The following is a 14,785-nucleotide window of genomic DNA, read 5'->3' as shown; positions in this document are numbered from 1 at the left end:
AAGATCTTTTACGTCACACCGACGTCACGCTGGCACGGCACGCCGAGATAGCGATGGACCGACACGAGCTATCACTTTCCGTCACCACCGAAAGTGGGCCAGAGCCAGTGACCGTACAGACCCGTTCATCGCCGCGCCGGTGAGCAGGCGCTCACCGGCTTCGCTATCACTGTCGGCTCATTCTCGCTTGCTGTCGCCCTCTTCTTCGGTCCATCCGCGTCCACCCACGTCACTCGATCAAGGCAATGGACGGTCCACACATGGCCCACGATCACACTCTGGCCTCATCGAAGGGTCCACTCGCGTCGAGTCCTCTCGGGTTGCCGGGTCCACGAAAGATGGGGCTAGCCCCCCTGATACACCTCAACATTTATGATCACAGACGCTTCGGTTTTTGCGGACGTGTCCTTGAGCGTCTTCAAAATGTCCGGATGGCTCGTTAAATGTACAGACTGGAACGAGTCGATGGACAAAAAGGCGTTCCATCTAGTGGATTTCATCATGACAAACCACGGCCGCTCCTTACCGATTATCTCCCATCCACGATCACGGAGGAGGCTGGCCGACTTTGCGGTCGCCGCATTGGCGCTCGCACTGCCAACGTCGATGACGAACGTATTCGTAACCTCCGCCGAGTCGTCCATGCCTAGGTCTACACTGCCCTCTGCCTGTACCAGCCCAATACTCCGCACCTCATCTAGGGTGGCAGGAGTCACCTGATAGGTGGCGGGAGTCGCCTGATAAGTAGCAGTAGTCATCTGATAAGCGGCCGGATCGTTCACTCCACATCCGGCGGCCAAGGAAACTGCTCCGACGAGCAGAGCAACAAGCCTCCGCACATTGCCTCGCAGCACACGATCTTCTGCGCCATGACGGCGAGTTTCTCCGCCGCCGACACCGACCGAAACCAAAGTCGTCTCCTCCGATTTATCGCATGAATATCCAAGCCTCGCCAGTGCCCGGCTCCAGCATGGCGTCCAGATCTTTCTTGCGCTGAATCGCGGCACTCGCATTGCTTGAACCGAGGTAACGATAGTCACCTTGTACCCAGATGCGGAATTTGTCATATAACGGAACCGGGTAGTTGACCGACCCGTCCTTATTTCTAAACACCACTCCGGAACATCCGCAATAAGCGTACGCGGCCTCTTTATCGCTGATATGACGAGTGATCCCCGTGTCCGCATCTGTAACAACAATGTTCTGCTTGAGATGCTTCATCCAGGCGGCAGTTATATGGATGGCCCTGACCGGATTGGCCAGCTGCTTCATAACATCTGCCAGCGTCGCTTTCGTCCAATCTCTTTCATGGCTGTAGTATTTTATTAGCATCCATCGAGCCTTGTAAGCCTCCAGTTGGCCAATGCCGAGCGACGCGTTCCACCCCTCGTCGTGTACCGCTACGAGAACACCTGGCCCGTGGCCTTCTGTTGCGTGCGTGCTCTCCCACATGAGTACTGCCGCAAGAACATATTTGCTGATCCCCTGTTTGTTGGCGGCCTTTTCGATATCGCCACGGTACTTGGCGACCGCCTTGTATTTGTCATATATGGACTGCTTGCTCGGAACTTTGGGGGCGGCGCCGGAGGAGGGGCCGCCCCCAATTGGCTTCGCCCGATATGCACCAAGTCGATTACTCCGAGCGTTGGAGGAAAGCCGGCCACCCATTGCTGAATTAGATTCAGGTCGGCCGATGCCGAGCAAGTCCTTCTCCGTGATCGAAGGATTCACGAAGTTAACCCACGAGATGAAATCTGTGAGTGCGGCACGCTCCTTGGCGGACATTTTCCAGTAGTCGGCTGGGGCCGTCATTCCGTTCGTCATCACGCCGATTCGCTTAGCCTCCTCATCGCTGAAGGAGGGAAGGCTCGGCAGAACATAATTCTCGAAGTACCAGTCCATGGAGCCGTCCTCGGCGAAGTTCCAAGTCGCTTCGCCTGCGGTGAGGCAGGCAGTGCAAACCTCCACCGCGCCGCCGCCTCCGTAGCAGCTTCCGATGCACGTGCCCCCGCCACTCTTGCTGCTGTTGCCGCCGCCGATGATGATGCCGAACTGGGCGTAGATGTTGGTAGCGGTCTGGTAGTCGACGCCTGAGGAGGAGGAGTTTCCTGGGGTGGCGATGGAGCCGCCGTCGATGACTGTGTAGTGGCCGGTGGGGTCGGTGCCGGTGACAGGTGAAGCGTTGGCGTAGGTGTAGCGGTTGGCCTGCACTGACGGTCTGGGGTTGAGGGCTGCAGTGTCGCGGCTGGTGAAGGTGCTGGTGCCGGGCTGGTACCAGCGGGCGTGCATATTGACCTTGCCGGTGTCAGGGTCGGTGTACTCGCCCTGATAGCCGAGGCCGGTCTTGGCGCCAGTCTGGGCGATGACCGTGCCGAACGGGTCATAGGCGGTGGAGGTCTGCAGGCTGGAGGTGAAGGTGCCTACCAGATCGCCGTGCAGGTCGCTCAGTGCGGCCACCGCTGCGCCGGTGCCTTCCTTGAGGCCGAGTAGGCCGCCGCCGAGGTCGCGGGCATACTTGGCCTGGACGGCGCCACCGCTGTCGGTGATGGCGGCCAGATCGTTGCCGAGCCCGGAGTAGGTGAAGGTGTTCTTGGTGGTGCCGCGGATGCGGCTGGTCATCCGGTCGAGGGCGTCGTAGCTGTAGAGGCTGTCGCCGTCGGCGATGAGCCGATCGAAGGCATCGAAGGTGTACTGGGTGGTGGCACCCGCCTTGGTGCTGGTGGCCAGGGTACCGCGTGCCGTGTAGGCGTAGTCGGTGCCGTCGCCGTTGGTGAGACGGTTGCGCTCGTCGTAGGTGAAGGTCGCGTTGCCGGCCTTGGTGCGGTTGCCGGCGGCGTCCCACTCATACGCGGTGACCGCGCCGCCGGGGGCGGTCCAGGAGGTCAGCCGTCCGGCGTGGTCGTAGCCGTAGGTGTTGGTGCCCGCCCCGGCGGTGCCTGCGGTGATCTTGGAGGTGAGGTTGTTGTCCTTGTCCCACCCGTAGGTGATCTTGGCGAGTTGGGTGCCGGAGCCGTTCTTCAACGTCTGGCCGGTGACCCGGTCCATGTCGTCGTAGTCGATGGTCTGGGTGCTGGCCGTGCCGCTGGTGGCGGTGACGGTCTTCAGCCGGCTGGCCGGGTCGTAGCCGTAGGTGAGGGTGCGGCCGGTGACCGGGTCTGTGGCGGTGGCGAGGCGGCTGGCGTTGTCCCAGGTGAAGGCAGCGGTACCGGCCGCATCGGTGCGCTGGGTGGGGTTACCGAGGTCGTCATAGCCGTACGCGGTCTCCTGCGTGGAGCCGCGGGAGACCTTCAGCGGCAAGCCCCGGTCGTTGAATTCGACGGTCAGATCGCCCGCGGTTATCGGGCGGCTGGCGAGGTCGTAGCCGAAGGTGCGTTCGGCGCTGGTGGCACCGCCGCCTGCGCCGGTTTCCTTGGTGAGGCGGCCCAGATGGTCGAAGGTGCGGTCGATGCGTACGCCGCCGGGTTGGATGGTGGCTACCTGGTTGCCTGCCTTGTCGTAGATCTGGGTCCAGGTGCGGTCGGTTGGGTTCGGGTAAGTGGTGGTGGACGGTTCGACCACCGTCTCGACCAGGCCGAGGCTGTTGTAGCTGGTCCACGTGGCGTTGCCGCGGCCGTCGGTGAGGCGGGTGCGGGCGCCGGTGGCGTCGTAGCCGAAGCTCGTGGTGATCTGCTCTGTGGACGAGACCGGTTCGACGAGCGAGGTGGCCCGATTCAGCGCGTCGAAGGTTTGCTTGGTGATGTGCCCCTCGGGTGAGGTGGCGCTGATCTGGTTGCCCGCAGCGTCGTAGCCGTAGCCGAAGGTGCGCTGCACCGTGCCGCCTGCGTTCAGGTCCTTGGCCGCGGTCTTGCGGCCGGCCAGGTCGTATTCGGCGGTGGTGGCGTTGCCGTTCGGGTCGGTGGCCTTGATGAGGCGGCCGGCCAGGTCGTAGTCCATGGTGGTCTTGTTGGTCAGCGGGTCGGTCGTGGTGGTGACCTGGCCCGCGGCATTCACGGTGTAAGACGTCGCCTTGCCGCCCGGGGCGGTCTGCTTGAGCAAGCGGCCCGCGTTGTCGTACTCCATGGTCGTGGTGTAGGCGGCGCTGGTGGGCTTGCGTTCGATCTGCGTGGCAGTGATCTGGCGGCCAAGGTCGTCGTAGGTGGCCTCAATGCGACCGCCGTTCGGGTTGACGGTCGCCAGCTTCTCTCCGGCCAAGTCGTACTCCGTCACCCACGTGCCCGCCTGCTGTCCGTCCGGAGTTGGGTCGGTAACGCGGACCTGGCGGCCGAGCTTGTCGTAGTCGAACGTGGTCATGTAGCCGCGCGGATCAGTGGTGGAGATCAGTTGCCCGGCAGCGTTGTAGGCATAGGAGGTGGCCGGGGTGACCGTGGTGCCGCCGGGTGGGGTGTAGTCGGGCGCGCGTCGGCTGGTCAGGCGGCCGATCTTGTCGAAGACGGAGGTCACAGTGCGGCCTTCGGCGTCCGTCTCATGAGTCTTGGCACCGACGGCGTCGTAGCCGAAGCGGGCCGTGGGGTGCGCATCGGCAGCTGTACCGGACTTATCCACCTTGACCTGCGGGCCAGTCGCCTCAATCAGACGTCCCAGCACGTCATAGCGCATCTCGGTGGTGAAGTCGGCCTTGGTAGCGCCGTCGGCGTTGCCGCGCGGGTCGATGATCGCGGTGGTCAGACCGCGGTCGTCGATCGTCCAGGTGGTGACGAGGTCCTGGTCGCCGTTCTCGATCGTCTGGCGGGTGCGGATGCCTGCGGCGTTGTAGGCGTAGCTGGTGGTCTCCTGACGGGTGCTGCCGGCGCCGGTCCGGGTCTCCTTGGTGGTCAAGCCGTTGGCGTCGTACTCGTAAGCGGTCTTGCGCTTGAGCGTGGCCGGGTCGAGCGTTGCCGAAGTGAGCCGGCCAGCAGCGTCGTAGACGTAGTCGCTGGTGGTGATGCCGCCGCCAATGACCTTCTGGGTGAGGTTGCCTGCTGCGTCGTAGGTGTTGGCCTCCAGCACCACGTCCTTGGGAGTGGTGGAGCCGTTCAGCTTGACATCGTCGCCGGTCACCTGTGCTAGGCGGTCGTCGGCGTAGTAGGTGTAGGAGGTCTTGCGGCCCATCGCGTCCACCCGCGCCTGCAGGCGACCAGCCGGGTCGTAGGAGAACGACTCCAGGACGATCTCCTTGGCCGGCTGCGGGTTGACCGGGCTACCGGTCCAATTCTTCAGCGTCGTCGTAGCCTGTTCGCCGCGCTCAGTGTAGGTGAAGCCGAAGACCGAACCCATCTCGTCAGTGACCGTCTCGCGCAGCCCCAGTTTGTTCCAGGTGGCGTGGATTACGCCGCCCTCGGGATCGGTGACGCTCTCCTGACGGCCGTAGGCGTCATAGGCGTAGGTGGTAGTCCGCGCCGGGTCGCCACCGGTCAGATCGGCGACGGTCTCGGTGAGCGTGTTCCCGTCCGGGGTATAGCTGTAGCTGGTCTTCGCCGTATGCGTGACACCGCTGATCTCGTTCTTCACACCCGCTGCCGTCTGCGTGGCCAGCCGGCCCAGCTTGTCGTAGGTGAAGATGGTCTTCACTCCACCGGGCTCGGCGTCGGAGATCAGAGTTTGGGTGGTCACACGGCCGAGCGCGTCGTGCTCGAACCTGGTGATCAGCCCCGACGGGTCGGTCTTCTCGGCCAGATCGCCCGCGGCGTTGTAGCCGAAGCTTGTGATGTTGCCCTTGGCGTCGGTGCGGGTCTTCGCCAGCCCGGCCGGTGTGGTGCCACCGCCGACCGCCGCTTCGGTGCCGTCGGTGTAGGCGATGATGGCGGAGCGGCCGTTGGGGAAGTCGAGCGTGGCCGGGGTGGTCTGCTTGGTCTGCTCGCCGTAGGCGTTGTACTCGAAGGTGGTGGCGTAGGTGTTGTCGGTGGGCGAGGCGGACCGTCCATCGCGGACAGTTGTCAGCCGGTCGTTGCGCGGGTCGAACTCGTTGTCCTTGTTGACGTAGTAGTCGTACCACCGCTGGTTCACCGGCCGGGGATCGGTCGGCAAGACCGGATGGGTGCATTGCCAGAGGGGAAGAGTGGGGTTCGACTCCGGGATCTGGCACTGGGCGGAGGACAGGAGATTGCCGCGCTTGTCGTTGCTGAGCACGGTGACAACGCCCCCGCGCGTCATCCCGTAGAGGTATCCGGCCGCATCGTAGGAGTAGCTGATCTCCTGCTGGCGTTGGTCACGCTGGGAGATGAGGCGATAGCCGCGCCAGGCGTCGTGCTTATAGGTCAGCGTGTTGTTTTGCGGGTCGGTCACGGTGACCGTGGAGATGCCCGTCTGCGGGTCGACCTGGCTGGGCTCGGCCGGCTTCCAGGTGCCGCCGTGCTCATCGGTGTGGCTTTGCAGCCGGTCCTTGGCCGTGTCGTAGGTGTTTTGCGCCCATACCCGCCCGGACGGCAGAGTGACCTTGTCCAGTAGGTGCGGTGCGGCGAGGCGGGCCGTGTAGTGTTCGGCGGCCTCGGCGTTGCCGAGCGCCCGGTCGTACAGGGCGACCTCGTCGATCTGGCCGTCAAGCCCCCACATGGTGGGGTAAAGGTTGGCGGCTTGGTGGCGGGCCAGTTGTGGGTTGCGCCCTCGCCGATGGCGGCATATGCCATCCAGTCGTGATCGATGGTGCCGGCCAGGGAGCCGACGGCGGCGCCGTCCAGGTAAAGGCTCTGGTTGTTTGCGGCGCCGCTCAGGACCACATGGTGCCATTGGCCGTTGTTGACAGCGCCCGAGGACGTGATCGGGGAGGTGATCGGTGACCCGCTCGCGTCGAATGTGCGGAACTGGCCACGCAGTTTGCCGTCCGTGCCGACGTACAGCAGCGGCTGGCCCTCTTGGAAGAACGCCGGAATGGAGGAGGAAGGCCGCTCGGCCGAGGTGTAGGCCAGGATGCCCGAGGTCGTGGTCTTGAACCACAACTCCAGCGACAACCGGTCGTCCAAACGGGCAATCGCGTTGTCCGGCAACTCCACGAGCGACGCATCCCCGTCGAAGGACGCGGAGGTGTCGGCCGATCCGGCAAGCGCGCCGGGCTGCTCGAGATCAACACCACTATAGGTGGCCTCGCCCGCCCCCCACCCTAGACTGCGGGCCTGTGTGGTCCCTTGCGGAATGCAGATAGGCGGGACGCAAGGTGTGGGCGTAGGACCGAAGATGGACGGCTCGCCCAGCCGCCAGCACCCCACCGGCTCATCGTCCTCCACCAGGCCGCGATACAGCGAACCGGTGGCGTAGTGGTAGGTGGTGCAGTTCGGCGCGGACGTCGGGTTGCATGCGGTGCTGAGCTTGTCTCCGTCGTAGGTGTAGGTCCAGGTCTGCGGCGCACCATCGACCGGGTCGGTGGACACGGTCCCAATGTGCGAGCCGCTCCAGGTGAAGGTGAGCGACCGGCCCCCCACAGCCGTGACCTTGGCCAGTGTGCCGTTCGCGTTGTAGCTCAACTCCTGGGCGCGCCCCCGCCCGTCGACGATCCGCGTCAGCCGTCCCTGCCCGTTGAAGTGGTAGACGGTCGAGGACTGATCCATCAGCTTCCACCCGCCGCCGGACACCTGCGCCAGCGTGGCCTGCATCCCGGGCGGCGCTTGGAAGCTGCCACCTCCCTTCGGTGCGAACCGCAACCGCCGCCCGTCGGGATAGGTCACCAGCAACGCCGCGCTCGGCTCCACCTGGATCCGCATGTCGTACCGGGTCGACCAGCCGGCGCCGAACAGGCCGTCACGGCGGGCGTCCAAACTGTTGTAGGTCCGCGCGATCGACAGCGCCGGGCCCACCGTGGCCACCGAGGCGTCCACCACCGTCGTGGTGTAGTTACCCGAGACGGCCTGAAACTCCTGGCCGTTGCTGTCCCGGTTGGCCAGCTGCGAGCCGACCGACGGCTGCCGCACACCCGTGACGAACGTCCGATACGGGGACGTCACCGACCCGCCAGACGCGTCGGTAACCTTCACCGTCCACGCGTAGACCGTGGCCCACTTGAGTTCGCCCGCCGGAACCTGCCACCGGTTCACCTCAGCCGGCAGCGCCCCGGACCACACGGACGGATAGGGCGTCCCGTCGCGGCCGAAGCACCCCTCCGGCTGTCCTTCGTCCTCTTTCGGCTGTTCACAGACGGTGAACTCATACCGATACGGGGACGTACCCTCCGATGCGTAAGCCACCAGCGTCGGCGTGGTCGAAACCGACGGAGCCCCGTCCAGCGGCCACATGTCCTTGATGACGGGTGCGGCTGCCGCGGCGTCCAGCGCCTCGGCCCGCGCCGTCCCCGCCGGTAACCTGGTACTGCTCACAGCCCGCGTGCTCTGTGTCCGTGGCGCGATATCGGGGCCTACCGCACCCTTCAGCGACTTGATCTTCTGCTTGCCCCGTTTCGCGGTCACAGGCGCTGCCGTGACCGAGGCAGGCACCAGGGACGGCAGATTCTTCGTCGCGCCTATCTGCTGACGCGGTGTGTCAGGCGTCCCCTGTGCTACCGCGATGGCCGTGTCTTGAGAGTCCGCAACCGCCGGAAGCGCGGCAACTTGCGCTAAGCCCGGCATCAGTACCAGGAACAGCCCGATGTGCGCGGCCATCAGACGACGCCGCGAACGACCCCATGCCAAATACCGGCGCATACGCCGTCACGCTCCGAACCACAACGAGGGGCACCCACATCAGGGTGCCGGACGTCGCTCTCCCCACCCGGCAGGCAAGCCTGACTCGTGCGGCCCTGGAGCACTGACCAAACGGGCAAAGCGTAACTTTAGCAAGATCAGACAACAAGAGGTATCTTTGCGATTAATTCGGTACGGAACGCGACGTACCGGATCAACGGTTAGTGCGTTGACCCCGCTGTTCCTTGGGTCGCTCCTGGGATGCGAAGTAGACAGATCACGAGCGTAGGTTCCGTGGTGAACGGCCAGCGTCTGCAAGGAGTCCCACGCTCGCGACCCGGCGAGCATCGCCTGTCCAGAGCGTCGACAGTGACGTCGATCCCTGCTCGCCTGCGATTGTGACCGATCGAGGTGGTCGTGAACGCCGCTCTCGTCGGCGCCTGTCTGATCCCCAGACTGCGATGAAAGTCGAGGTCGATGCCTTTCTTCGCGAGCGGGAGTATCACCGTCGTCGACGTCGACTATCTCGGGAGTACCGGTTACGGCTGTGCGTACCGGCTCGCGTTGCGTCAGCACTGAGGGCAGGTCGACGCCACCGACTGTCCGGATGCTGTATGTCACCTCCTGCCAAGGAGCAGGCCGAGCCCCGAAAAGCCGTCATCCTGGGGCGCCAGGGCAATAGAATTCGCCGCCCTGGCAGCAAGCGGTGTGTTCGCCGGCAGGATTGAGGTCAGCCGTGGTTGATCCGCTGAGCGGGACCGTTCCCAAGTTCCAGGCTCTCACTGCTTCTCGCCAGTGACAGGGCGATCACGACACAATGGCCGGTCCTGGTGATCCCCAGAGATGCTGTTTCACGTGTTGGTGTCTCCGGCCAGGCCAAGTTACAGTTATTGCAGATATGGGAGAAGCTGGAGGTCGTCATGCCTCGTACCGGGGTTCTGGCCAACGCAACACGTGTCGAAGCGGATAGTGGTGACCGCAAGCTACTTGAGCACCTGGAGGCGACTGCGGCGGCCGCCAGGGCGTCCCTGGTGCTGCGGGGGCCTGATGGTACCGACATCGAGCTTCCGCAGTCGCTCGTGAACCTCCTGGCGGCGGCGGCGCACGACCTCGCCAAGGGCAATGCGGTCTTCGCCTTGCCGGTGGAGACTCGCCTGACGCCGAACGAGGTAGCCGAGATGCTGGGACTTTCACGGCCTTTCGTTGCACGGCTGCTCGATGAAGGCGAGATCCCTTCACAGCATCTGCCGGACAGCCGTCATCGCCTGGTTCGCCTTGTGGACGTTCTCGAGTTCCAGGCTCGCCGTGAGCGCCGCGCCGAAGGCCGTCGCCAGATCATGGAGGCCGCCGAAGAGGCGGAACTGCCCTACTGACCTTTCGGGAGGTACTGCCAGATGGCGCGGGTCTTCGTCGACACCAATGTGCTGTTCCCGTTCTCCTTGATGGACCTCATGCTCGCGCTCACCGAGGACGCCGTTCACGTCGTGGTCTGGAGTGATCATCTGTTGGAGGAGTGGGAACGTGTCATCGTGCGCGAGCAGCACCGCTCCGCACCGGCGGCCGCACGAATTGGGGCGATGATTCGAGAGTTCTTCGCCGATAGCCGTGTTCCGGAGGATGACTACAAGCACCTGCTCGATCGAATGGAGGGCCCCGATCTTGACGACTGTCATCACATGGCGGCTGCGGTCGCGGGTGGCGCCCAGACCCTCGTTACGTGGAACCTTGCAGACTTCCCCGCATCCTTCCTGAGCCAGTACGGGCTGACGGTCACCGAGCCAGACACGTACCTCTGTTCGCTGCTGAGTCAAAGCCCTCACGAGGTGATGGGCGTGCTGGCCAGAATGGCGGCCGGAAAACGGCGCCCGCCCATGACCGTCTTGGACATCATCGGCGCACTGGAAAGAGCGGGTGTTCCTGTCTTTGCGCGACGAACGCGCAGTCGCTTGTAGACGGGCCTAGGTGGGCCACTGGGGGGTTAGGAGGGGCGGAGCCCAGACAGGACGGTCCGAGCGAAGCGAGGACCGCTCAGGGTGGGCTCCAGCGGGCCAAGCCGGTAACCGGGCAAGGGGTGGGGCTGGCGAGCGGAGCGAGCGGGGGTTGAAGGGGGATCGAAAGGGGGGCGGAGCTCCCCTTGGGAGACGCTGTCTGGACTCCATGGCGCGAAGCGCCCCCAAGTGGAAGGCCGTGCTTTCGAGCCCGGAAACAGTTAAGGCGAGGGCCTCGGGATGCCGAGACCCTCGCCTTTCCCCTGGAAGGGCTTACTTGTACAGCTCGCCGTTCGGGCCGACGATCTTGCCGGACCACACGTTCTTGGCCGCGTTGTACACCGCGGCCGTCTCGCCGTCGAAGTAGGGCGAGGTGATGTAGTCGACGCGGTCGTTGCCGTCCTGGTCGGCGAAGGTGCTCGTCACACCGTTCACGTAGCCCAGGCGCTTGCCGTTGCTGTAGTTCAGGAGCCAGGGGCCGCCGTCGTAACCGGGGGTAACGGCGCACTTGAGGCCGATGTGCTCCTCGATCTTGAGCCAGGGGGCGCCGACCGCCTTGGCGGTGGTCGTGCCGTAGCAGTTCTTCGGCGTGACGCCGCTGTACGGCTTGTTGCCGTCCGGGTGCGGAGCGGCCGGGTAGCCGAAGGCGCGGACCGGCTTGCCGGTGGGCTGGTTCCAGGCGAAGCCCTGGCCGCCGACGTTGTCGCCGAGGCGACCGGCGTCCTTGGACAGCAGGATGTAGTAGTGGCCGCCCCACGCGCGCTTCGGGCCGGTGAAGCGGGCGTAGTCCTTGCGGTCCACCTGCTTCACGCCGTTGAACTGGATGCCGTTGTAGACCGTGACGAAGGCGTAGTCCTTGTCGTAGTCCTCGTAGGTGTCGAAGTCGTAGTGGGTGAAGGCCTGCTTGCCCACGTAGATGCCCCACGGGGTCTTGCCCTGGTAGTAGCCGGGGACGAAGACCCAGTTGTCGAGGAGCGCCTTGTTGCTGTCCGTGTCGTAGACGCAGTGGCCGGCCGTGGAGACCAGGTTGCGGTAGTTCGACTGGACGGAGGTGGCCGAGCACCAGCGGAACTTGCCGGAGCCGTCGACGAAGAAGACCTTGCCGATGGTCTTGGGGATGTTCACGTTCTGGGCCCTGCCGGTCGACTTCGTCTCGCCGGTCGGCGCCGTGGTGCCGGGCTTGCCGTCGGGGCTGTAGCCGCCCTTGGAGACGACCTTCCGGACTTCGTTCGCGTCCCAGGTGTACTGGGTCGCCTGCCGGAGCGCGGCTCCGTTCGAGGCGAGCCAGAAGGAGGCGACGGAGGCGGCCTCGGCCGTGTTGTTGGCCATCGGGTCGTGGGAGACGTCGCCGTCGGCCTGGGCCGTACCGGTCAGACCTACGGCGAGCAGGCCGGTCGCGAGGACGGCCCCGCCGGCGGGCAGAAGGATTCGCTTCAAGGTAACTCCAGGTTGCGCTGACATGAGGCGCCTGGTGCACCTCCATAACTCAGCAAACGGACAGTCCGGAACTTACCGGTTTGACAATGTCCATGTGAATTTCAGGTAGATCATGTCAGCGGTCCAAGGGGGCGTCGTGACCTTGTCGAGACAAAGGATCCGCTGATCACCGGAAGTGACCGGATGGTTGCAGTGATTTAGGTCACATTTGGCGGAGTGGTCTGCGCGGCGGCGCGTCGGTAGACCTCTCCGGCGGTGGTGTCGAAGTAGGGGGACGACACCGCGTCGTACCAGCCCTTCGCGTCCCTGTTCCAGGTCAGGCTGTTGACGCCGTTCAGATAGCCGGTCCAGCGGTCCTTGTTGAAGCCGATCAGCCACGGGCCGCCGCTCGCGCCCGGGCTGAAGTCGCAGTTGAGCAGCTGCACGCCCTTCTGCAGGTCGAGGCTGACGGCGGAGGTCCAGCGGGTGGGGCCTTCCTTGCACATCTCCAGGCGCTTGCCGTCGAACGGGCGGGTGCCGTCGGGCTGCGCGCCCGCCGGGTAGCCGAACGCGGCCACCGTGTACGTGGTCGGCTTCTTGTTCAGCTGGATGCCCTGGCCGCCGACGTTGTCCTGGAGCCGGCCCACGTCCTTCATGACGTAGCGGCCGTCCTTGGCCTCCCACTGGAAACCGCGGTGCACGGTCACGAACGCGTAGTCGAAGTCGTAGTCGCCCTTGCCCGACCAGTCCTCGTGCATGCTGATCGAGGAGCCCACGTAGATGCCGTCGGGCGTCTCGCCGTTGGGGCCGGGGTTGGGGACGAAGATCCAGTAGTCGGCCGCCTTGGCCTGCCGCGGGTCGTACGCGCAGTGCCCGGCCGTCGCGACGACGCTGCGGTTCGTGGCGGCGACCGCGCTGGCGGAGCACCAGTACTCCTTGTCCCCGAACCGGAAGAACACCTTGCCCATGGTCCTGGCGACCGAGCCCTTGCGCGGCAGCACGGGGCGCACGGCCTGCGCGGCGGTGGCCCGCGTGACGGCGGTCGCGACCTGCGTGGCGGGGTTGGAGGCCTGCGTGGAGGCCGACGGCGCCGGGGTGGCGGCCTGGGCGCCGGGCGTCGCGGGGCTGTAGCTGTCGGCCTTCTTGAGCTGGTCGGGCGTCCAGTAGTCGGCGACCCGCTTCACGTCCACCGCGGTCTTGGCCAGCGACACGGCGAAGACCTTGCTGTCAGGCGCGGCGTTCGCGATCCCCGTGAAGGCAGGCGACAGCAGCAGCGCGCTGCTGAGCGCAGCCGCCACCAAGTGCCTGGCCCGGGGGATCATGAATTAGCCTTTCTTGGGGTCGTAAGGGTGGATTTTTCCAGATGAACTGGTGGTATTGCAGCCAGGATAGACATTCGTTACCTGATCAAGGGTGCACAGTGCACTATAAGGACACCGTCAGACAGATCTCTAAATGATCATTGGTAAGGGATGTTTCCGCAGGTCGGAGTGGGTGTAGGCGCTTGTTGAATTCCACTCATTCCACGCCCGCTCCAGTGATGTACGCCTCAGGGGAAGGCCCCGGTTCCCGAGGGAACCGGGGCCTCGGGTGCCACCTCGATCAGCGGAAGTTGCCGGTCCAGCGGTTGGCTGCGGCCTTGTAGACCTTGTACGTGTCGGTGTTGAAGTACGGGGACGAGATGTAGTCGTAGCGGTCGTTGGCGTCGGTGTCCCATGCGACGCTGTTGACGCCGACCAGGTAGCCGGTGCGCGACGCGCTCTTGTAGTTGTAGATGAACGGCCCGCCGCTCGCGCCGGCGGTGAAGGAGCACTTGAAGCCGACGTGCTCCTGGAGGTTGTACTTCCTGGCCTCGGGCATCGGCCTGGTCTTGCCGTAGCAGAACTTCATCGTGCGGCCGGTGTAGGGCTTGTCGCCGTCGGGGTGCTCGCCCGCCGGGTACCCGAACGAGAACACGTTCAGCTTCGTGCTCCTGTTCCAGGTGAAGCCCTGGCCGCCGACGTTGTCGCCGAGGCGGCCGACGTTCTTGACCGTCCACTGCCAGCGGTTGCCGACCTTCTCCCAGTTGACCTTGATGCCGTTGTAGACGTTGACGAACGCGTAGTCGAAGTCGTAGTCCTCCTTCACCACGAAGTCGTCGTGCGCGTTGAACGTCTTGGCGGCGTAAATGCCGTAGGGCGCCTTGCCCTCCCAGACATTGTTGCCGTCCCAGTACGACGGAATGAAGATCCAGTTGTCGTAGAAGGTGTTCTTGGCGGTGTCGTAAACGCAGTGGGCCGAGGTCGCCACGAGGTTGCGGTACTTGCCCTGGACCGAGCTGGCCGAGCAGTAGCGCCAGCTCCTCGGGTCGCGCGGGTCGGCCTTCGGCAGCGTGAAGAACACGCGGCCGACCGTGTTGGGCAGATTGACGTGCTTGCTCTTCTTGGCCTTCGTCTTCTCCTCGCCGATCGGCGGGACGGATCCCGGAGGGCCGTCAGGTGCGTCGTTGCTGCCCTTGACGCCCTTGGAGGTCAGGTCGAGGCCGTCGTCGTAGTCGGTGGCCAGCTTGATGCGGTCGGGGGTCCAGAACTGGATCGCCTGCTCGGCGGGGGTGGCGGAGTTCTGGGACACGACGTCGGCGGGTGCTTGGGCGTTGGCCGGGGTGCCGCCGACCATGCCCGCGGCCAGCCCGACGGCCATCAGGCCGGCGAGCGGGAACGCGATGCGCCTTGCTCGGGAAAACATGGAGCTCCTTTCGGCTTTCGGCGGCCCAGAGCGGGGTACTGCGCCCCGGTGGGCCAGGAAAACGATCGGAACGTT

At 64.8% G+C, this 14,785-nt stretch carries 8 protein-coding genes; 2 read left to right on the top strand and 6 right to left on the bottom strand.

All coding sequences use genetic code 11. The annotated features are described in order from the left end of the window. Positions 1 to 344: 344 nt before the first annotated feature. The 3 genes from ACFKCF_RS51850 to ACFKCF_RS51840 form a co-directional block, all read right to left on the bottom strand. Positions 345 to 911: a hypothetical protein gene (locus ACFKCF_RS51850; protein ID WP_394503539.1), complete on the bottom strand. Its 567-nt coding sequence runs from the start codon at positions 909 to 911 to the stop codon at positions 345 to 347. A 16-nt stretch (positions 912 to 927) separates the two neighbouring features. Next, the gene (locus ACFKCF_RS51845; RefSeq protein ID WP_394503546.1) at positions 928 to 6,129 is read right to left on the bottom strand and encodes an RHS repeat-associated core domain-containing protein; all 5,202 of its coding nucleotides are present in this window, start codon (positions 6,127 to 6,129) and stop codon (positions 928 to 930) included. A gap of 128 nt (positions 6,130 to 6,257) precedes the next feature. After that, on the bottom strand, positions 6,258 to 8,561 hold the full coding sequence (locus tag ACFKCF_RS51840) for a DUF6531 domain-containing protein (RefSeq protein ID WP_394503537.1): 2,304 nt from the start codon (positions 8,559 to 8,561) through the stop codon (positions 6,258 to 6,260). 851 nt (positions 8,562 to 9,412) lie between these two features. On the opposite strand from ACFKCF_RS51840, the gene ACFKCF_RS51835 reads away from it, so the two are divergent. Both ACFKCF_RS51835 and ACFKCF_RS51830 read left to right on the top strand, forming a co-directional pair. Next, entirely contained in the window at positions 9,413 to 9,955 is a 543-nt protein-coding gene (locus ACFKCF_RS51835) for a helix-turn-helix domain-containing protein (RefSeq protein ID WP_394503535.1), read from the top strand. 21 nt (positions 9,956 to 9,976) lie between these two features. Further along, on the top strand, positions 9,977 to 10,534 hold the full coding sequence (locus tag ACFKCF_RS51830) for a PIN domain-containing protein (protein ID WP_394503533.1): 558 nt from the start codon (positions 9,977 to 9,979) through the stop codon (positions 10,532 to 10,534). A 309-nt stretch (positions 10,535 to 10,843) separates the two neighbouring features. On the opposite strand, the gene ACFKCF_RS51825 is transcribed toward ACFKCF_RS51830, so the two are convergent. The 3 genes from ACFKCF_RS51825 to ACFKCF_RS51815 form a co-directional block, all read right to left on the bottom strand. Then, positions 10,844 to 12,007, bottom strand: a complete 1,164-nt coding sequence (locus ACFKCF_RS51825) for a trypsin-like serine peptidase (RefSeq protein WP_394503531.1) — start codon at positions 12,005 to 12,007, stop codon at positions 10,844 to 10,846. Between the two features lie 197 nt (positions 12,008 to 12,204). After that, entirely contained in the window at positions 12,205 to 13,308 is a 1,104-nt protein-coding gene (locus ACFKCF_RS51820; protein WP_394503529.1) for a trypsin-like serine peptidase, read from the bottom strand. A gap of 280 nt (positions 13,309 to 13,588) precedes the next feature. Next, positions 13,589 to 14,710 carry a trypsin-like serine peptidase gene (locus ACFKCF_RS51815; protein ID WP_394503527.1) on the bottom strand — a complete coding sequence of 374 codons (1,122 nt, stop codon included), beginning with the start codon at positions 14,708 to 14,710 and terminating at the stop codon, positions 13,589 to 13,591. Positions 14,711 to 14,785: the final 75 nt, after the last annotated feature.

Origin of the sequence: Nonomuraea sp. JJY05 (assembly GCF_043496855.1) — a bacterium.
GTDB lineage: Bacteria > Actinomycetota > Actinomycetes > Streptosporangiales > Streptosporangiaceae > Nonomuraea.
This window is presented reverse-complemented; position numbering and strand designations above follow the sequence as displayed.